Source organism: Streptomyces sp. JLYT201 (assembly GCF_059448825.1).
The window spans coordinates 112,200-130,864 of the sequence record NZ_CM182551.1; the positions used below are offsets into that span (position 1 = coordinate 112,200).

The following is an 18,665-nucleotide window of genomic DNA, read 5'->3' on the forward strand; positions in this document are numbered from 1 at the left end:
CGCGGGCGGCGACGGAGGTGGCGGCAGTGGCGGCGCACTGGTGCGCGGCGTGGTCCGAGGTGAGGGACAAGGCGGTGCCTCCGGTTCGAGGGGAACGGGACGTACGGGGAAACAGGAAACGAGAGGGGAACGGGAAGGGCGGGAAAGGCGGGGTCCGTGCGCGCGGTGCTGTGCGTGAGGGCCGGGCAAGAGGGGCCCGGCACAGGGAGGTTGCGCCCCCCGGGGGGGGCGGGGTGGCAGCACGACGCCGGGCGCGCGGTCCGCGGGGGTGCGGCGGCGCGCCCGGCGCGGGTGGCCCCCGCCCCTGGGGGGAAGGGGCCCCGAAGAGGGGGCGGGGGCGGGGCGGTCCCTAGCGGCGGGGCAGTTCCACCGACAGGGAGTGGCGGAAGACGTCGGCGGGGTCGTAGCGCTTCTTGACCTGCTGCAGACGCGGGTAGTTGTCCTTGTAGTAGAGCCGCTGCCAGGGCACGCCGGAGGTGTTGTGCTTGGGGTCGGCCACGTCCCGGTCGGGGTAGTTGATGTAGCAGCCGTCGGTGCGGTCGTCCAGGACGGGCACTCCCCCGGTCCTGGCGAAGAAGTCCTCGTACAGCTCGCGCACCCAGCCCAGGTAGAAGTCGTCGTCCTTCTTCTCGGCCCAGAAGGTCTGGAAGCACATCTTGAACACCGAGCTGCGCTGGGCGTTGGCGGTGGCGTCCGGGGCCAGGGCGTTGACCTGGCCGCCGAAGGAGAACAGCACCAGCATGGTGTCGGGGTTGTGGAAGTCGGCGCGGGTCATGTGCTTGTACAGGGCGGCGACCTGGTGGTCGGTGAAGTTCTTGCGCATGTAGCCGGACTTGTGGGCGCCGCGCGAGGTGGGGTTGGTGATGGTGGGGTTGTCGGTGCCGACCAGGCGGGTGGCCTGCAGCCAGGGCATGCGCCGGGGGGTGTGCAGGCCGGGCATGGCGGGCAGTTCGCCGTTGCCCCGGGCCAGGGTTCCCGGGCGCAGGCCGGTGCCGGCCAGGACCGCGTCCAGGAAGGACTGCAGCAGTCCTTCGGCGCCCTCGACGCCCGCGTCGACCTGGGTGAACATGCCCAGGCTGCCGTGGGCCTTGGCGCTGACGTTGAACAGGCTGCTCAGGTGCCGGTAGGGGGAGGTGGGGGCGCTGTGCTCCTCGTGCCAGGCGCCCCAGTTCTTCAGCAGCCGGGTGAAGCGGGCCTCGTTCAGCTGCTCCCAGGGCAGGTCGATGGCGCTGACCAGGACGGTGGAGGGCGGCCTGAGCAGCTGGTCGGCCGGGTCGCTGCCGTGGGCCTGGGGCGAGCGGAAGTAGTAGCGGGTGATGAGGCCGAAGTTGCCGCCGCCGCCCCCGGTGTGGGCCCACCACAGCTCCCGGTGGGGGTCGTCCTTCTCGCGGGTGGCCAGCACGGTGCGGGCCTTGCCCTTGGCGTCGACGACGACGACCTCGACCGCGTACAGGTGGTCGGAGACCAGGCCGTGGGCGCGCGAGAGCAGGCCGTAGCCGCCGCCGCTGATGTGCCCGCCGGCGCCGACGCTGTAGCAGATGCCGCCGGGCACGGCCACGCCCCAGCCCTTGTAGAGGGTTTCGTAGACATTGAGCAGGCGGGCGCCGGGCTCGACGGTGAAGGCCCGCATCCGCTCGTCGTAGCCGACGGCCGTCATCGGGGAGAAGTCCAGGATGACCTGGGTGTCGGGGTGGGCGGCGAAGTCGGCGAAGCAGTGGCCGCCGCTGCGCACCGAGATCCGCTTGCCGTCCTTGACGGCCTGCTCCAGGGCTGCTTCGGCGTCCGCCGCCGATGTGATCAATTTGATGTAGTCGGGTCTGGCCACGAACCGCTGGTTGTTGCCGGTGGTCAGCAGCGGGTAGCGGGGGTCGTCGGGGCCGATGAGGGCCCCGGCCGCCCGCGGCGCACGCGCGGCCGGGGCCGCGGCGGCGGGGGTGCTCAGCAGGGCGGGGGCACCGGCTGTGGCGGCGACCGCGGCCCCCGCGACCGCGGCGCCGCGCCCTATGAGCGTGCGGCGATCGACATCGTTCATCGTCAGCTACCTCGTCTTTCGACAGCTCGTCACAAGCCCGCGCCACAGGCGGGGCCCGGGAGCGGACCGGCCCGGCGGATGCCGGGCCGGAGCACTTCGCCCCAAGGGGGCGGCGGAACAAGGGGGTTGAAGGGGCTGGAAGAGGGTGGGAGGGGGTCGGTAAGAGGGGGGTGGTCAGGCGGGGGCCTGGGCGGGGGCCGTGCCCGTCTCCTGCGGCTGGGTGTCACCGGCCTCGGCGGCGGGACCGCCGTCCGGGGAGCGTCCGCGGCCGCGGCGGTCCAGGCGCACCGAGTACGCGGCCACCGCCAGCGCGCCGCCGGCCAGGAGCGCGCCGATCCAGTTCGGCGCGGTGTAGCCCAGGTCGTGGTCGATGGCGAAGCCGCCCAGCCAGGCGCCCACGGCGTTGCCCAGGTTGAAGGCGGCGATGTTGGCCGCCGAGGCGAGTGCCGGGGCGCCCTCGGCCTTCTGCAGCACCCGCATCTGCAGCGCGGGCACGGTGGCGAAGCCCGCGGCGCCGAACAGGCCCAGGGTGATGGCCGCGGGCACCTGTGCGTGCGCGGTGAACACGAAGATCACCAGGACGGCGCTGAGGGCGGCAAGGGCGATCGACAGGGTGCGCATCAGGGCGCGGTCGGCCAGGCGGCCGCCGAGCACGTTGCCCGCGCACAGGCCGACTCCGAAGATGACGAGCAGCCAGCTGACCGCGCCGTCGGAGAACCCGGCGACCTTGGTCATCATCGGGGCGATGTAGGTGAAGGAGGCGAAGACCGCGCCGAAGCCGAGCGCGGTGACCGCCAGGGCCAGCCACACCTGGCCGCGGCGGAAGACGGCGAGTTCGCTGCGCAGCCCGCCGGAGTCCTCGCGCGGCTGGGGCGGCACCAGGGCCAGGATGCCCAGCAGGCCCACCACGCCCAGGCCGGTGACCACCCAGAAGGTGGAGCGCCAGCCGAAGTGCTGGCCCAGGAAGGTGCCCATCGGCACGCCCAGGACGTTGGCGACGGTCAGGCCGATGAACATCAGGGAGATCGCGCGGGCCTTGCGTTCGGGCGCGACCAGGTTGGCGGCGACCACCGAGCCGATGCCGAAGAACGCGCCGTGGGTCAGGGCGGCCACCAGACGGCCCGTCATCAGCAGGGCGTAGCTGCCGGCGACCGCGCACAGCAGGTTGCCCAGGATGAACACGGCCATCAGCACGGCCAGCATGGTCTTGCGCGGCAGCCGGGTCCCGGCGGCGGTCATCAGCGGGGCCCCGACGACCACACCGAGCGCGTAGCCGGTCACCAGCAGGCCGGCGGAGGGGATCGAGACGCTGAGATCGTCGGCGACCTCCTCCAGCAGGCCCACGATCACGAACTCCGTGGTGCCGATGCCGAAGGCGCCTAAAGCCAGCGCCAGAAGGGCGATGGGCATCTTCTAACTCTCCTTGTCGTGGTGGTGCCAGGTGTGGGTGCGCACACCGCGTCCCGGGTGGTCCTCGAGCAGGGCCCGCAGGCGTCTGCGGCCGCGGTGCAGCCGGGAGTTGACGGTGCCGGAGGGGATGCCGACGGCCGTGGCGATCTCCTCGTAGCGCAGGCCCTCGACATCGGCGAGGTAGACCACGATGCGCAGCGCGGCGGGCAGGGAGCGCATGGCCTGGCTGATCGCCGCGTCGGGGATGCGGTCGACGACCTGGGCCTCCACCGAGGCGAGCCCGGCGGAGGTGTGGGAGGCGGCGCCCGCCTGCTGCCAGTCCTCGATGTCGGGCACCGGCGCGAAGTGCGGCCTGCTCTTCTGGCGCCGGTAGGAGGTGAGGAAGGCGTTGGTCAGGATGCGCGACAGCCAGGCCCCCAGGCTGGTGCCGGGGCGGAACTGGTGGAACCCGCGGTAGGCGCGGGTGTACGTCTCCTGCACCAGGTCCTCGGCGTCGGCCCGGTTGCGGGTCAGCCGCAGCGCGTAGGCGTACAGGCGGGCCCGGTGGGCCAGCGCGTCGCGTTCGAAGCGGGCCGTGCGCTGCTCGGCCGTCTCCGGCCCCGGCAGGGCGGGCCCTGGGCCGGGGCCGGGCGGGGCCTTCGCCGCCCGCACCGCATGCCAGGGGCCCTCCGGCGCCGCGGGGCGGGTCGGGCTGGACAGGGTGCTGGTGCCGCTGCGGGCCGCGGCGGCCGCGGGCTGCGGTTCCATGGGGCGTTTCCTTCGGTACGGGGGCAAAGGGGCGAGTGCGGGACGAACAGGAGGGTGCGGAGCGGGCGGAAGAAGAGCGGGAGGGGCGGTGCGTCCCCGGCGGGGGAGACTCAGGACGCACCGCCGGTCTGGTGTCCCCGCGGCGGGCGCTGCCCCGCGGTGCTGCTCCCCCGCGTCCGGAGGCGGGCGGGCGGGCCGGGGGCTGCTACTGGGGGTGGCCGTGCTCGATGGTGTCGGCGAAGTGCTGCCAGGCTCTGGCGCATTCGGCGGCGGCGGCCGCGACCATGCCCGCCCGGTAGGAGGGCACGGAGGCGGTGATGCGTCTGAACTGGGCGGGCAGATGCATCTCCAGCAGGCGCAGCAGCAGCCGTCCCGTCTCGCTCTGGCGCAGCGAGGGGTCCTTGCACAGGCTGGTGAAGACCCGCTCCAGGCCCGGCCCCTGGCCCGTGGTGCGCGCCGCGGGTGCCGGGCGGTCCTGCGGCGTGGGCGCGGCCCGTTCGCGCCCGCCGGGCGCCGGGCGGACCGGGCCGGGGGCAGGTTCGGGGGCCGGTGCGGGGGCGGGGTCGGGGGGGCGCAGGGCCGGGGGCAGGGGGTCCTCGCCGCGCTCGAGGCGGGCGCGCACATCGCGCACGGTGCCCGGGGAGACGCCCGCGCGGCGCGCGATGTGGCGCAGCGAGGCCTGCGGTTCGGCGCTGATGAGCCGGCTGGCCGCGCGGCGTCCGGCCACCGGGTCCACGGGGCGGAACTTGCCGTCCTGGCCCACGCGCACCGCGGGGGCCGCCTCGGGCGGCATGCCGCGGCGGCGCAGGGCGGCGACCGTTTTGGGGTCCAGGCCCGCGACCGCGGCGATGGCCCGGTCCGACCACTGGGCGTGGGTGATGATGATGCGGGCGGCGGCCGCGGCGCGTTCGGCCAGGGTCAGCGGCATGCCGTGGGCGATGTTGCTCTCCACGGCGAGGACGAAGGCGTCTTCGGTGCTGCCGTCGAAGTAGGTGACCTCCACCAGGTCGCGCTGCTGCATCAGCGCCGCGCGCAGCCGGTGCATGCCGTCGATGACCCGCATCGTCTCGCGGTGCACCAGGATCGGCGGCAGCACCGCGCCGCAGGCGCCCAGGGTCCGCGCGTGCTGGAGGTTCTCCCCGATGCGCGGTGAGTCGGCCGGGCGCAGGATGCCGATGGGCACCTGGTGCACCGACCGGTCCAGGGCCGCCTCGACACCGGGGGCCGCCGTGCCGGGCGGGCCCGGCGGCTCCAGCAGGTTTGACCGGTGCGGGAAGCCGGGGTGTTCTGGGGGGTTGACGCCCATGCTCGGTGCACCTCCTCCACAAGGGGGTCGAAACCGGCGTCGGCGGTGCGCGCGAGGCGGCCCGCCGCTGGCGCGGGGGATGCCCCGTCCAGCACCCCCCGACCGTACATAGCTGTCGTTCGGTTTCTCCGCCGCCCGCGGGCGCCGCGGCGCGACCTGGGCAAGTCCCGCGGCCCGGGCGGGGCCGGGGTGTGCAACCGGGGAGTTTCCGCGGTTGCACACCCCGGGCGGGGCGGCTCCCGGTGTGCGGCCGGGGCCCGGCCTGGCGCGGCGGGGTCAGGCCGCGGAGGCCAGTGAGTGCTGCGCCACGAAGTCGCGCAGCCAGGAGCGGAATTCCGGGCCCAGGTCCTCGCGCTCCCAGGCCAGGCGCACGGTGGCGCGCAGGTAGTCCGCGCGGTCGCCGGTGTCGTAGCGCCGGCCGCGGAAGACCACGCCGTGCACCGGCCCGGCCGACGCGGTCGCGGCCAGGGTGCGCAGCGCGTCGGTGAGCTGGATCTCGCCGCCGCGGCCCGGGGCGGTGGTGCGCAGTGCCTGGAAGATCTCCGGGGCCAGGACGTAGCGGCCGATGACCGCGTAGTTGCTGGGGGCGGTGCCCGGCTCGGGCTTTTCCACCAGGTCGGCGATGGCCACCACGTCGCCGCCGGCGCCGGGGCGCAGGCGGGCGCAGCCGTACAGGTGGGTCTGGGCGGGGTCGACCTCCATCAGGGCCACCACGCTGCCGCCGTGCTGGGCCTGGATCTGGGCCATCTGGGCGAGCAGCGGGTCGCGCGGGTCGATGAGGTCATCGCCCAGGAGCACCGCGAAGGGCTCGGCGCCCACGTGGCGGGCCGCGCACAGCACGGCGTGGCCCAGGCCGCGCGGGTCGCCCTGGCGGATGTAGTGGATGTCGGCGAGGTCCGTGGGGGCGCTGACCCGCTGGAGGCGGTCGGCGTCGCCCTTGCGGCGCAGGGTCTCCTCCAGTTCGTGATTGCGGTCGAAGTGGTCCTCCAGCGGCCGCTTGTTGCGCCCGGTCACCATGAGGATGTCGGACATTCCTGCGGACACCGCTTCCTCGACGACGTATTGGATAGCGGGTTTGTCCACGACCGGAAGCATTTCCTTGGGCGTGGCCTTGGTCGCCGGGAGGAATCGGGTGCCCAGGCCCGCGACGGGAACAACTGCCTTGGTAATACCGACAGACGCGACATTCATGGGATTCACGCTAGGGGCGTGTTACCGGGCGTGGAAGCAATAGGGGGCGCGCAAGGGCGACTTCGGCAATTGTGCGGGGCACTGTTGTGGTGGGTGTTCTCCCCTCCCGTCTAGACTGCGCTGCTGACGGGGAATTCCGGCGGCCGCCCACGGCGGGCGGGCGGCACCGAGTGCGGGAGCGGGTACGACGTGAGGGCTGAGACGGCCGGGCGGCGCGGCGGGCAGCAGGTGCCCTCCATGGAGCTGGCGCAGCTCGCGGCGCGGCTGTGTGCCGCGCTGGATGCCACCACCAACAGCAGGGTGGCCCAGCACGGGCTGACCCGGGCGGACTACGACGTGCTGGCCGCGCTGCGCGGCGCGGGCGGTGAGCTGCGGCTCAAGCCCACCGAGCTGGCGGCGCGCTGCCGGCTCTCCTCGGGCGGCACCAGCAATGTGCTGCGCCGGATGTCGGAGTCGGGCTATGTGGTGCGCGAGGCCGACCTGGCCGACGGGCGCAGCGCCTGGGCCCAGCTGACCGAGGAGGGCCTGCTGATCACCTCGCGGATCCAGGACGGGGTCGCGGCCGTGCAGGAGCGCCGCCTGGCGCTGCTGCCGCCGGGCGCGGTGGACGCGCTGTCGGCGCTGCTGGCCCAGGCCGCCGAGGTCCTTGAGGCCCCCGAGTAGGACATCAGGGTGCTCAGGCCGGTACGCGGCTGCGGGCGTGCAGGGTGTGCACGGCGCGCAGCAGGCGGGCGGCGTCGGGGACGCCTTCGGTGCGCCAGGAGCCGATGACCAGGGTCGGCACGGTGTGGATGCGGTGGGTGCGCCGGGCCTCCTCCTGGCTGGCGCGGTGGTGTTCGGCCGCCTCCGGGGAGGCGGTCCAGGAGGTGAACCGCCTGCGGTCCAGGCCGCTCTGGCCGGCCAGGTCGGCCAGGGTGTCCAGGTCGGCGATGTCCTGGTCGTGGTGGAAGTAGGCGTCGAAGACGGCCGTGTCGTAGGCGTGTCCGGCGCCGTGGCGCCAGGCGAAGGTGTGCCCGTGCATGGCCAGGTCGGTGCGCGGCAGCGGCCCGGAGGGGGCGGTGGTGAAGGGCACGCCGAGCCGGTCGGCCATGGGCACCACGGAATTCTCCCAGACGCCTTGCGGATAGTCCTTCTTGCCGCCGGCCGGTATGCCCCCGGGGTGCAGTTCGTAGGGGCGCCAGCGCACGGCGTGGTCCTGGGCGAGGCCGGTGTCGGCGATCACTTTGCCCGTCATGACGGAGAAGGGGCACAGATAGTCGAACCAGACGTCGATGGTGAGGGACATCAGGACTCCTTACACAAAAACAAAAGCAGGAGGGGCGCGGTTTGCGGGGCGGCGCCGCGGGCTGCGGTGCCGCCCGCGGAAAGGCCGGCGCCGGGTGCCTGGGCCCGCGGCCCGGCACCGAAGGCAGGAAGAGGGGCCGGTGCCGCGGGGCGGGGCGAGACAAGTGCGGTGTGGCGGGAGGCTGTTGTCGCAGGGGGCAGGGGCGGGGGGGATATCAGGGCAGGGGGTGGTCTCCGGCACGGCAGAGCGCGGCCGGGACGCCCGGGGCTGCCGGGGCGGGGGGCTGGCAGATGACGACGTCGTCGAGGACGGCGATCAGGCGCGGGACCGCGCCCGCGGCCTCGGCCTCGGTCTCGGTGAGGTCGGTGAGGTCGCTCAGGGGGTGGATGGCGATGGCCAGCCGGCAGGTGCCGGTGGTGCCGTCAGCGTGGTGGGTGCGCAGGCCAAGGAGCAGGCCCAGGGCCTGCCCGGCGGGCCGGGGGCCGGGCGCGGCCAGGGCGAGCTCCTGGATGCTCACGCGCTCCAGCGCCTGCCCGGGCGGGCCGGGCCGGGCCCGCCGGGGCGAGCGGGCGGGCGAGCGGGCGGGCAGCCAGGCGGCCAGGGCGCGTTCCAGGCGGTCGAAGGGGATGGCCAGGGCGGTGCAGGTCACCGGGTCGCTCCGTGGCGGCACACGCAGAACCAGTAGAAGCTGTGGCCGGTCAGGCTCAGCTGGTAGGGGCGCGGGCCGATCGCGGGGAAGGTGGTCTGGCCGGTGACCTCCACCGGGATGACGCCGTTGTAGGCGCGCAGGTCGAGTTCGACCGGCTGGGGGTGGCGCGAGAGGTTGTTGACGCACAGCATCTCGGTGGGGTGGCCGTCCTCGTCGAAGTGGCGGCGCACATAGGCCAGGACCGCGGCGTTGGAGGTGGGTATCTCCTCGAAGTCGCCCAGGCCGAAGGCCTTGTGGTGGCGGCGCCGGGCGGCCAGCATGCGGCGCGTCCAGCGCAGCAGGGAGGCGCGGTTGTCGCGCTGGCTCTCCACGTTGACGGCCGGGTAGCCGTAGACGGGGCCCAGGTTGGTGGGCAGGGTCAGGCTGGCCGGGTCGCCGTCGGAGAACCCGGCGTTGCGGTCGGGCGTCCACTGCATGGGGGTGCGCACCGCGTCGCGGTCGCCCAGCCAGATGTTGTCGCCCATGCCGATCTCGTCGCCGTAGTAGAGGATCGGCGAGCCGGGCAGGGACAGCAGGAGCGCGGTGAACAGCTCGATCTGGTCGCGGTCGTTCTCCAGCAGGGGCGCGAGGCGCCGGCGGATGCCGATGTTGGCGCGCATGCGCGGGTCCTTGGCGTACTCCGCGTACATGTAGTCGCGTTCCTCGTCGGTGACCGTCTCCAGGGTCAGCTCGTCGTGGTTGCGCAGGAACAGGCCCCACTGGCAGGCGGCGGGCAGTTTGGGGGTCTTGGCGAGGATCTCCGAGACGGGGAACTTCGACTCCTTGCGCACGGCCATGAACAGGCGCGGCATGAGCGGGAAGTGGAAGGCCATGTGGCATTCGTCGCCGCCGCGTTCGTAGTCGCCGAAGTAGTCCACGACGTCCTCGGGCCACTGGTTGGCCTCGGCCAGCAGGATGCGGCCGGGGTAGTGGGTGTCGATGACCTCGCGCACCCGCTTGAGGAAGGCGTGGGTGGCGGGCAGGTTCTCGCAGTTGGTGCCCTCGGCCGCGTACAGGTAGGGCACGGCGTCCAGGCGGAAGCCGTCGATGCCCAGGTCGAGCCAGAATCTGAGGGCGGAGATGATCTCGTCCTGGACGGCCGGGTTGTCGAAGTTCAGGTCGGGCTGGTGGGAGAAGAAGCGGTGCCAGTAGTACTGCTTGCGCACCGGGTCGAAGGTCCAGTTGGAGGTTTCGGTGTCGACGAAGATGATGCGGGCGTCGGGGTACTTCTCGTCGTCGTCGGCCCACACGTAGTAGTCGCCGTAGGGGCCCTCGGGGTCGGCGCGCGAGGCCTTGAACCAGGCGTGCTGGTCGCTGGTGTGGTTCATCACGAAGTCGGTGATGATGCGCAGGCCGCGGGCGTGGGCGGCCTCCAGCAGGGCGCGGAAGTCCTCCAGGGTGCCGAACTCGGGCTGCACCGCGCGGTAGTCGGACACGTCGTAGCCGCCGTCGCGCAGCGGCGACTTGAAGAACGGCGGCAGCCACAGGCAGTCCACGCCCAGCCACTGCAGATAGTCCAGCTGGGAGGTCAGTCCCTTCAGGTCGCCGACGCCGTCGCCGTCGCTGTCCTTGAAGGAGCGCACCAGCACCTCGTAGAACACCGCCCGCTTGTACCAGTCGGGGGGGTCGGTCACCGCTTTGGTGGACGGGGTGACGGGCACGGGCGCGCGCCGGGCGGTGGTGGCTTCGGCCTGGTCGGTGCTCAAGGGTTCCTCCAGGTGACGATGCGGGTCCCGGAGTGCTCCGGGCGGTTCGAGGGGGCGTCGCTGAGCGGGGGTGCCGCGCGCCCGCCGCTGTCTTTCACCTCGTGTACGCGGGGCGGTGGCGGGCGGGCGGGGGGTGGGGCGGCACGGCGGGGGCCCGGCGGGGGCCGCAGGCCGCGGCGGTGCGGGGGTTGCGGGGGCCGGGTGCCGGGGTGCGGCGTGCGGCGGGGCCGGTGCCAGGGGTGCGGTCAGGGGCGGCGGGGCCGCTCATCGTCCACCCCCTTGGGCGGTCGTCGTTGACCTGGCAAGGGTTTCAGCATTCTGAGGCCTTCCGGCGCGGGCAAGGAATGGCCTTTCATCCCGGCAAGTTGCCCAAGTCGCCTAATCTCCGCGGGAATTGCCGGTGCGCTTTCGCGGCTTTCAGCGGAGGCCGCGAGCAGGCGCATCGCGGGTTTTTCCACCGCGTGGTGGAGCAGTGCGGCAAGGAGCAGGCTCACCGTGAAGGCGGCGGCCAGGACGAGCAGGGCGGCCGGGGTGCTGAACGCGCGCCGCCCCAGCGCCTGGTGGCCGTGGATGAGGACCAGGCGGTGCACCAGGTACAGCGCGAAGGACAGCCCGCCCAGGCGGACCCACACGGGCCGGGCCAGGGGGGTGGGGCGCCCGGTGGCATCGGCGTGGGCCAGGGCGCCGATCAGCAGGGCGATCGGCACGACGGTGGCGGCCACCAGCCCGGCCAGGTAGGGCAGCCGGGTGGCCAGCACATAGCCGGCGCCCAGCAGCAGGGCCGCGGGCAGCGGGCGCGGGCCCCTCCAGCGGCCCTCGCGCACGATCCGGGCCACGACCATGCCCAGCGCGAACTCCGCCGCGCGCACCGGCGGGAAGACGTACAGCAGCCAGTACTGCCACTGGCCGGTGGTGCCGTCGGGCAGCACCAGGGCCGGGGTGGCGGGCAGCAGCGCGACGGCGGCGGGCAGGGCCATCACCACCGCCGCCAGGCCCGCGGCCAGCGGCGCCAGGGCGCGGGCGGGCAGGGCGCGCAGGGCCCGCCACAGCAGCGGGAAGGCCAGGTAGAACAGCAGCTCGCAGGAGAGCGACCAGCTGACCGGGTTGCCGCTGACGTACAGGTGCGGCTGGGGGAAGAACGACTGCAGCAGCGTCACGTTGGCCGCCACCGCGCCGGGGCCGGGGGCCGCTGCGGTGGCGGCGAGCAGGACGAAGGCGGCCAGGGCGGTCACCAGATGGCTGGGGTAGATCTTGGCGAGGCGGCGCCGCCAGAAGCGGTGCGCGCGCTCGGCGGGCCGGGCCGACCAGGTCAGCACGAAGCCGCTGAGCACGAAGAAGAACGACACCCCCACCCAGCCCGCCTTGGACAGCGCCTCGGCCAGGCGGTGCTGGGTGCCCGCGTCGGCGAAGAAGCCCGCGAAGGAGGCGTGGAAGGCGAACACCGAGGCGGCGGCGGCGAAGCGCATGCCGGTCAGGGAGGGCAGGCGGTGCGGGCGGACGACAGCGACGGCGGCGGCCATGCGAAACACTCCTGGGCGATCACGGCACGCGGCCCCCGGCCCGGGCGGCACCAGGGGGTCTGCCCCGGATCCGGGGCGGCGCGGCGGGGCGCGGCGGGGCGCGGGGCCCCCGCCCGCCGGGGTCCGGCGGGGCGCGGGGCGGCGCGGGCTACAGGGCGGGCACGAGGGGGCTCGGCGGGCGGCGGGGCGGTGTGCGCGGGGCGGGGCTTGGCGGTGCGCGGGGCGCGGGGCGGCAGGCGCGGGGCGGGCGGTGCGGTGCGGTGCACAGGGCGGGCGCGGCACGCACGGGCGGGCTTGGCGGTGCGCGGGGCGCCGGGTGCGGGCGGGCCGGGCCGTGCGCGGGGCGGCGCGGATCACGGGGCGGGGGCGGGGCGGGGGCGGTGTGTGCGGAAGGCCGGGGGGGCGGGGCGGGAATGGGCGGGGTGTTCTCTTCACAGGTGACCAGTGAATTCGCCGCACCCTCGTACGGATTTGGTGACTCCGTTGCGACTGGGGCAAGTTGGCCGAGTCTCCCGATGCGTGCCGCCGTTTATTGCCCCCTTGCGCGAACAGCGGGTTGACTCCGAATGTCCCTGAATTCGGCCATCGGCCGGGCTATTTCTTCTCTCGCGGGGACGGATCTCATCCGACGACAGGGAGACCTCGTGTCCAAACGCATCCTGGTCGTGCTTTCCGAATACGGCTACTGGGGCGAGGAACTCGTGGGCCCAATCGAGGCTTTCGACGCACGCGGGTATCGCACCACGTTCATGACTCCGCACGGCAAGCGGGCGCAGGCCCTGCCGCCCAGTCTCGATTCCGAGTACATCGACCCACCGCTGGGCCGTGCGGTCACCTCGCGGGACATGGCCCGCCGCGCGAGGGCGCTGGATGACTCCAGCCGTCTGGACAATCCCCTGAGCCTGGCGGAGATGATCCCCGAGCGCCCGTACTACAGCGCGCTGAACCACCTGCGGGAGCTGGAGAGTTACCACAGCAACCTGGCGGCGGCGGTGCAGGAGCTGCTGGGCGGCTTCGACGCGCTGGTCATCGTCGGCGGCAGCGGCCCGATCGTGGACCTGGCCAACAACGAGCGGCTGCACGAGCTGGTCCTGGCCTTCGCCCGGGCCGACAAGCCGATCCTGGCCGAGTGCTACGGCGTGGCCGCGCTCGCCTTCGCCCGGGACTGGGACACGCGGGCCAGCCTGCTGTGGGGCAAGCACGTCACCGGTCACCCCAAGGAGTACGACTACAAGGACGGCACCGGGTTCGTGGGCGTCGACTTCAACATGGGGCCGCCGCCCTACCCGCTGGAGTACATCCTGCGCGATGCCACCGGCCCCGACGGCGCCTTCCACGGCAACGTCGGCAAGGAGGTCTCGGTCGTCGTGGACTTCCCGTTCATCACCGCGCGCTCCACGCCGGACTCGGTGACGGCCGGGGAGATGCTCATCGAGGTCCTGGAGAACGGCCTGCGCCGCTACGGCTGGTGAGCGTTCCGGGCGAGGGTGAAGGAGGAGAGGCCCATGACCGCCAGGCCCGCCAAGGCCGCGGTGTTCGAGCAGCTGGCCGCCGACGGGGTGCGTCATCTGTTCGGCAATCCCGGCACGGTCGAGCAGGGCCTGCTGGACCTCGCCGGTGACAGCGAGGTCGGCTATGTGCTGGCCCTGCACGAGAGCGTCGCGGTGGCCATGGCCGACGGCTACGCGCGCGCCGCCCAGCGCCCCGGCGTCGTGCAGCTGCACAGCGCGGTGGGCCTGGGCAACGCGATCGGCATGCTGTACCAGGCGCGGCGCGGCGGTTCGCCGCTGGTGGTCCTGGCCGGGGAGGCCGGGGTGCGCTATGCGGCGCTCGACGCGCAGATGGCCGCCGATCTGGTGGCCATCGCACAGCCGGTGACCAAGTACGCCGCCCGGGTCCTGGACGCCTCCTCGGTGCTGCGGGAGCTGCGCCGGGCGGTGAAGATCGCCATGACGCCGCCGCGCGGCCCGGTCCTGGTGGTGCTGCCCGCCGACGTCCTGGAGCAGCCCACCGCCGAGCCGGCGGTGCCCGCCTCGATCCCGCACACCCGTGCCGTGCCCGAGCCGGCCGCCCTGGCGCGGGCGGCTGCGCTGCTGGCCGGCGGGGCCCGCCCGCTGATCCTGATGGGGGACGGCGTCGCCGCCAGCGGCGCCCAGCAGGCCCTGACCCGCGTCGCGGAGGCGCTGGGCGCGCCGGTGTGGGGGGTGAACTCCTCCGAGGTCAACTTCGATGCCGCCCATCCGCTGTTCGGCGGCCTGCTCGGGCACATGTTCGGCGCCGACAGTGCGCGGGTGGTGGGCGGCGCGGACGCGGTCCTGATCGTGGGCACCTATGTGTTCCCCGAGGTCTTCCCCGAGCTGGCAAGCCCCTTCGCCCGGGGCGCGGCGATCGTGCACATCGACGCCGACGCCTATGAGATCGCCAAGAACTTTCCCGTCGATCTGGGGCTTGCCGCCGACCCCGCCCTGGCCCTGGACGCCCTCGCCGACCACCTCGCCGTGCTGGCGGGGCGGGCGGGGGGCGCACGCGGGCCGAGGGCCGCGCCCGCCACCGCCCCGGCCCAGGGGCGGGAGCGGCAGACGGACGGGGCGGACGGGGCGGAGTCGCTGATGGAGTGCTTCACCCGGGAGCTGGCCGCCCAGGCCCCGCCCGGCCTGGTGGTGTTCGACGAGGCGCTGACCGCCTGCGCCCCGCTGCTGCGCCACCTGCCGCCGCGGCGGGCGGGAAGCTACTTCCAGACCCGCGGCGGCTCGCTGGGGGTGGGCATCCCCGGCGCCCTGGGCGCCAAACTGGCCCGCCCCGAGCTGCCGGTGGTGGCCTTCACCGGCGACGGGGCGAGCATGTACACCATCCAGGCGCTGTGGAGCGCGGCCCGCTACCGCATCGGCGCCGCTTTCGTGATCTGCAACAACCGCCGCTACCAGCTGCTGGACGACAACATCGAGCGGTACTGGGCCGAGCTGGGCATCGCCCCGCACGCCCACCCCGAGGCCTTCGACCTGTCCGGGCCGGACATCGACTTCACCGCCCTGGCCGGCGCCCTGGGCGTGCCGGGGCGGCGGGTGGACAAGCCCGGCCAGGTGCCCGGCGCCGTGCGCGCCCTGCTCGCCCACCGGGGCCCCTACCTGGTGGACCTCAACACCGCCTAGCCCTGTCTGCCCCCGCCCTCCTTTCCAGGTCCGCCCCTGTGGGCGCAGGCCTGCCGGGGGGGGTGGGGGCGGGCGAGTCCTCGTGGAGCCAAGGAGCCTTGCCATGTCCCCCCTGCGGACCCCACCCGCCGAGCACACCGCCACCGCGGCGATCGGCCGGCTGGTCACCGACTGGTACCGGGCGCTGGACCGGCACGATCCGCTGCCGGTGCTGACCGCGCTGGTCACCGACGATGTGGTGCTGCACCTGCCCGAGGGCGCGGTGCACGGCCACACCGGCCTGGCCCAGTGGTACGAGGCCGTCACCCACCGCTTCTTCGACGAGGAGCACACCCTGACCTCGCTGGAGGTGCGCCTGGCGGCGGGCCCCTGCGCGGAGGTGGACCTCGTCGTGAACTGGCAGACCAAGGTGTGGCAGGCCCCCGCCGCCCGCAGCACCTGGCTGGGCTTCGACGCCCACCAGCGCTGGACGGTGGCCCACGACGGCGCCCGCTGGCGCATCCGCACCTACACCGTCACCGCGCTGGCCCCGATGCCCGGCTCGCCCCCGCTGTAACCGCGCCCGGCCCTTCATGTCCGCCCGGGCCCGCTCTGTGTCTTTGCCACGCCACCTATGACTTCGGGATCGTCCACATGGGAATCGTCAAGCCCCTGCCCACCGGCCGGCTCGCCGGCAAGCGCCTGGGCATCCTGCTGGAAAGCGGCTATGTCGAGGAGGAGATCGCCTACTACCAGCGCCGCTTCGCCGAGGAGGGGGCCGAGGTGACGCTGCTGACCCGTCTGTGGGGACTGTCGTCGATCACCTTCACCGGCCAGGGCCACCAGGCGCCGCTCACCGTCGAGGGCGACCTGGAGGCGGTCGACTTCCACGAACTGCTGCAGTACTCGGCGCTGATCGTGCCCTCCGGGCTGGTCGCCGAGCGGCTGCGCTACAGCGAGGACGTGGAGCAGATCTCGCCCGCCCTGGAACTGCTGCGCCGCGCCTTTCGGGTGCCCAGTGTCCTCAAGGCGTTCTCCTGCCACGGCCTGCAACTGCTCTCGGCCGCCCCCGAGCTGCTCCGCGACCGGCCGGTGACCTGCCACAACAACGTGGCCGGCGATGTGCGCAACATGGGCGCGGTCTACCTCAACCAGGACCTGGTCGTGGACCGCGACCTGATCACCTCGCGCACGGTCGAGCACTGCCACCTGCTGGCCCGCACCGTCATCGAGCGCCTGGACATCCCGGCGAGGGCGGCCGCATGAGCGCGCCCGCCCCGCTGCCGTTCTCCTTCTCCGACCTGAGCACCGGCTACGTCACCGGCCGGCTCGGCAGCCGTTTCACCCTCACCACCCCCGACGGCCGCGAGGTGCTGATCCACTTGAGCGCCGCCACCACCGGCCAGCGCCTGCGCAACCTCGGCGAGCCCTACCAGGACGTCACCGGGCAGCTGGCCGACCTGCTCACCCCGGGCACCTATGTGTTCGTCTACGGGCCCATCTACCCCGCGGGCAGCGGCCTGTTCTACCAGGCCGACCGGGTGGTCATCGCCGGCGGGCCGGGCGCCGTGCCGCCCTGGCAGCAGCGCGGCTGGTGGACGCGCCAGCTCACGGAGCTGGCCTGCTTCTACCGGCGCTCGCAGTTCGGCGCGGGCGCCGTCGACTTCGCCGAGTACCGCACCGAGATCCACGGCAGCGGCCACAAGACCACCCAGCACATCCAGGAGACCGACACCCTCTCCCGCCTGGTCTACGGCATGGCCAGCGCCTATCTGCTCACCGGCAACGAGGACTTCCTGGACGTCGCCGAGCGCGGCTCGCGCTATCTGCACGAGCACCTGCGCTTCCACGACCCGGACGAGGGCATCGTGTACTGGTACCACGGCGTGGACGTGGCCGGGCCGGTGGAACGCAAGCTGTTCGCCTCGGAGTTCGGCGACGACTACCGCGCCATCCCCGCCTACGAGCAGATCTACGCGCTGGTCGGGCTGGCCCAGACCTACCGCGTCACCGGCGCCCCGCACATCAAGCAGGACCTGGAGGCGACCGTCAAGCTCTTCGACACCGCCTTCCACGACCCGCGCCTGGGCGGCTACTTCTCCCACATCGACCCGGTCACCCTCAGCCCCCACCACGACAGCCTGGGCCCCAACCGCTCGCGCAAGAACTGGAACTCGGTGGGCGACCACGCCCCCGCCTATCTGATCAACCTGTACCTGGCCACCGGCGAGGAACGCTACCGGCGCATGCTGGAGCACACCTTCGACATGATCGTCACCCATCTGCCCGACCGCTCCCGCGACAAAAGCGTCTTCGTCAACGAGCGCTTCCACGCCGACTGGAGTCCCGACCACGACTGGGGCTGGCAGCAGAACCGCGCGGTCGTCGGCCACAACCTGAAGATCGTGTGGAACCTGATGCGCATGCACGCCGTGCTGCCCAAACGCGAATACCGCCAGCTCGCCGAGCAGCTGGCCGCCGTGCTGCCGTCCGTGGGCCGCGACGGGCAGCGCGGGGGCTGGTACGACGTCCTGGAGCGCGAGGCCGAGGACGGCCGGCACGCCTTCGCCTGGCACGACCGCAAGACCTGGTGGCAGCAGGAGCAGGCCATCCTCGCCTACCTGGTCCTGGCCGGCGCCACCGGCCAGGACACCTACACGCGCCACGCGGACGAGGCGGCCGCCTTCTACAACGCCTTCTTCCTCGACCACGACGAGGGCGGCGTCCACTTCACCGTCCTGGCCAGCGGCATCCCCTACCTGCTGGGCAACGAACGCCTCAAGGGCAGCCACGCCATGGCCATGTACCACAAGGCCGAACTGTGCTACCTCGCCGAGGTCTACACCCGGCTGCTGGTGCGCGGCGAGCCGCTGGACCTGTGGTTCAAGCCGCACGCCGACGCCGACTTCCCCGACAACCTGCTGCGGGTGGCCCCCGACCTGCTGCCGCCCGGCCGCGTCGAACTCGAGCACGTCCTGATCGACGGCGCGCCCTACAGCGACTTCGACGCCGACGAGCTGACCGTGCGCCTGCCCCGGCGCGCCCAGCGCATGACCGTCCAGGTCCGCCTGCGCCCCGCCCCCGCCCGCCCCTGACCCCCCGCCCCGGCCCCTTGTCCTCTTCTTCCTGCCCGTGCGCCGCGTGGCCGGGCGCTGCCGGCGCCCTGCCGCTTCCTTGTTTCCGCTGTTGATCCGTCCGTCCGTACTGCGATGACAGAACAGACCCCAAGGGATGACGTGATGAGTTTTGAGGCCTACTTCGGGTTCACCGGTGACACCGCCACGATCTACCTCAGCGGGGATCTGACCGACAAACGGGTGCCCGCCGTGCGCACCCTGATCGACCAGGCGCTGTCGCGTCCGGTGAACCGGCTGGTGCTGCGCATGCACGGGCTGACCTCGCTGTCCGCGGCCGGGGTGCGCTGCCTGTGCTGCACCCAGCAGCAGCTGCCCGCCGGCGCGCAGATCGTGGTGGACGGCGCCTGCGACCGCGTCCGGCGCGTGCTGCAGGCCAGCGGCTTCGCCCAGGCCGTCACCCTCATCGAGGGCTCGGTGAGCCTGCCCGACGAGCCCGCCGCCGCCTGACCCCGAAGACCCCTCTTATCTGCTGTATGTCCCGCCCTTCTTGTCCGTCCTGCGACACCCGCACTACC

At 73.3% G+C, this 18,665-nt stretch carries 16 protein-coding genes; 7 read left to right on the forward strand and 9 right to left on the reverse strand.

All coding sequences use genetic code 11. The annotated features are described in order from the left end of the window. Positions 1–349 precede the first annotated feature (349 nt). The 5 genes from AC5WAM_RS00515 to galU form a co-directional block, all read right to left on the reverse strand. On the reverse strand, positions 350–2,032 hold the full coding sequence (locus AC5WAM_RS00515) for an FAD-binding oxidoreductase (RefSeq protein ID WP_495521092.1): 1,683 nt from the start codon (positions 2,030–2,032) through the stop codon (positions 350–352). Positions 2,033–2,206: 174 nt separating this feature from the next. Next, positions 2,207–3,442 carry an MFS transporter gene (locus AC5WAM_RS00520; RefSeq protein ID WP_495521093.1) on the reverse strand — a complete coding sequence of 412 codons (1,236 nt, stop codon included), beginning with the start codon at positions 3,440–3,442 and terminating at the stop codon, positions 2,207–2,209. A 3-nt stretch (positions 3,443–3,445) separates the two neighbouring features. Next, positions 3,446–4,189, reverse strand: a complete 744-nt coding sequence (locus tag AC5WAM_RS00525) for a sigma-70 family RNA polymerase sigma factor (protein WP_366796302.1) — start codon at positions 4,187–4,189, stop codon at positions 3,446–3,448. A 205-nt stretch (positions 4,190–4,394) separates the two neighbouring features. Then, a complete protein-coding gene (locus tag AC5WAM_RS00530; RefSeq protein WP_495521094.1) occupies positions 4,395–5,495 on the reverse strand; it encodes a ParB/RepB/Spo0J family partition protein in 1,101 nt (366 codons plus the stop codon). A 276-nt stretch (positions 5,496–5,771) separates the two neighbouring features. Then, positions 5,772–6,686, reverse strand: coding sequence for a UTP--glucose-1-phosphate uridylyltransferase GalU (gene galU, locus AC5WAM_RS00535; RefSeq protein ID WP_366795520.1), 915 nt, complete (start codon positions 6,684–6,686; stop codon positions 5,772–5,774). A 189-nt stretch (positions 6,687–6,875) separates the two neighbouring features. Between galU and AC5WAM_RS00540 the strand changes: the two genes are divergently transcribed. Further along, on the forward strand, positions 6,876–7,349 hold the full coding sequence (locus AC5WAM_RS00540) for a MarR family winged helix-turn-helix transcriptional regulator (RefSeq protein WP_249401525.1): 474 nt from the start codon (positions 6,876–6,878) through the stop codon (positions 7,347–7,349). A gap of 13 nt (positions 7,350–7,362) precedes the next feature. Here AC5WAM_RS00540 and AC5WAM_RS00545 read toward each other — a convergent pair whose 3' ends face one another. From AC5WAM_RS00545 to AC5WAM_RS00560, 4 genes are all read right to left on the reverse strand, one after another. After that, positions 7,363–7,971 carry a DsbA family oxidoreductase gene (locus AC5WAM_RS00545; RefSeq protein WP_366795521.1) on the reverse strand — a complete coding sequence of 203 codons (609 nt, stop codon included), beginning with the start codon at positions 7,969–7,971 and terminating at the stop codon, positions 7,363–7,365. 214 nt (positions 7,972–8,185) lie between these two features. Next, positions 8,186–8,620 carry a hypothetical protein gene (locus AC5WAM_RS00550; protein ID WP_495521095.1) on the reverse strand — a complete coding sequence of 145 codons (435 nt, stop codon included), beginning with the start codon at positions 8,618–8,620 and terminating at the stop codon, positions 8,186–8,188. After that, on the reverse strand, positions 8,617–10,320 hold the full coding sequence (gene treS / locus AC5WAM_RS00555) for a maltose alpha-D-glucosyltransferase (RefSeq protein ID WP_495523773.1): 1,704 nt from the start codon (positions 10,318–10,320) through the stop codon (positions 8,617–8,619). Before treS ends, AC5WAM_RS00550 begins: the two co-directional genes overlap by 4 nt. Before the next feature lie 290 nt (positions 10,321–10,610). Next, positions 10,611–11,885, reverse strand: a complete 1,275-nt coding sequence (locus AC5WAM_RS00560; protein WP_495521096.1) for an acyltransferase family protein — start codon at positions 11,883–11,885, stop codon at positions 10,611–10,613. 644 nt (positions 11,886–12,529) lie between these two features. Here AC5WAM_RS00560 and AC5WAM_RS00565 point away from each other — a divergent pair. From AC5WAM_RS00565 to AC5WAM_RS00590, 6 genes are all read left to right on the forward strand, one after another. After that, positions 12,530–13,357 carry a type 1 glutamine amidotransferase domain-containing protein gene (locus AC5WAM_RS00565; RefSeq protein ID WP_366795524.1) on the forward strand — a complete coding sequence of 276 codons (828 nt, stop codon included), beginning with the start codon at positions 12,530–12,532 and terminating at the stop codon, positions 13,355–13,357. A gap of 33 nt (positions 13,358–13,390) precedes the next feature. Continuing rightward, positions 13,391–15,034: a thiamine pyrophosphate-binding protein gene (locus AC5WAM_RS00570; RefSeq protein WP_495521097.1), complete on the forward strand. Its 1,644-nt coding sequence runs from the start codon at positions 13,391–13,393 to the stop codon at positions 15,032–15,034. A 103-nt stretch (positions 15,035–15,137) separates the two neighbouring features. Then, on the forward strand, positions 15,138–15,590 hold the full coding sequence (locus AC5WAM_RS00575; protein ID WP_366795526.1) for a nuclear transport factor 2 family protein: 453 nt from the start codon (positions 15,138–15,140) through the stop codon (positions 15,588–15,590). A 77-nt stretch (positions 15,591–15,667) separates the two neighbouring features. After that, positions 15,668–16,279: a DJ-1/PfpI family protein gene (locus tag AC5WAM_RS00580; protein WP_366795527.1), complete on the forward strand. Its 612-nt coding sequence runs from the start codon at positions 15,668–15,670 to the stop codon at positions 16,277–16,279. Beyond that, positions 16,276–18,108, forward strand: coding sequence for an AGE family epimerase/isomerase (locus AC5WAM_RS00585; RefSeq protein WP_366795528.1), 1,833 nt, complete (start codon positions 16,276–16,278; stop codon positions 18,106–18,108). The genes AC5WAM_RS00580 and AC5WAM_RS00585 overlap by 4 nt, the downstream gene beginning before the upstream one ends. Before the next feature lie 144 nt (positions 18,109–18,252). Then, entirely contained in the window at positions 18,253–18,597 is a 345-nt protein-coding gene (locus tag AC5WAM_RS00590; protein WP_138957354.1) for an STAS domain-containing protein, read from the forward strand. The last annotated feature ends 68 nt before the right edge of the window (positions 18,598–18,665 follow it).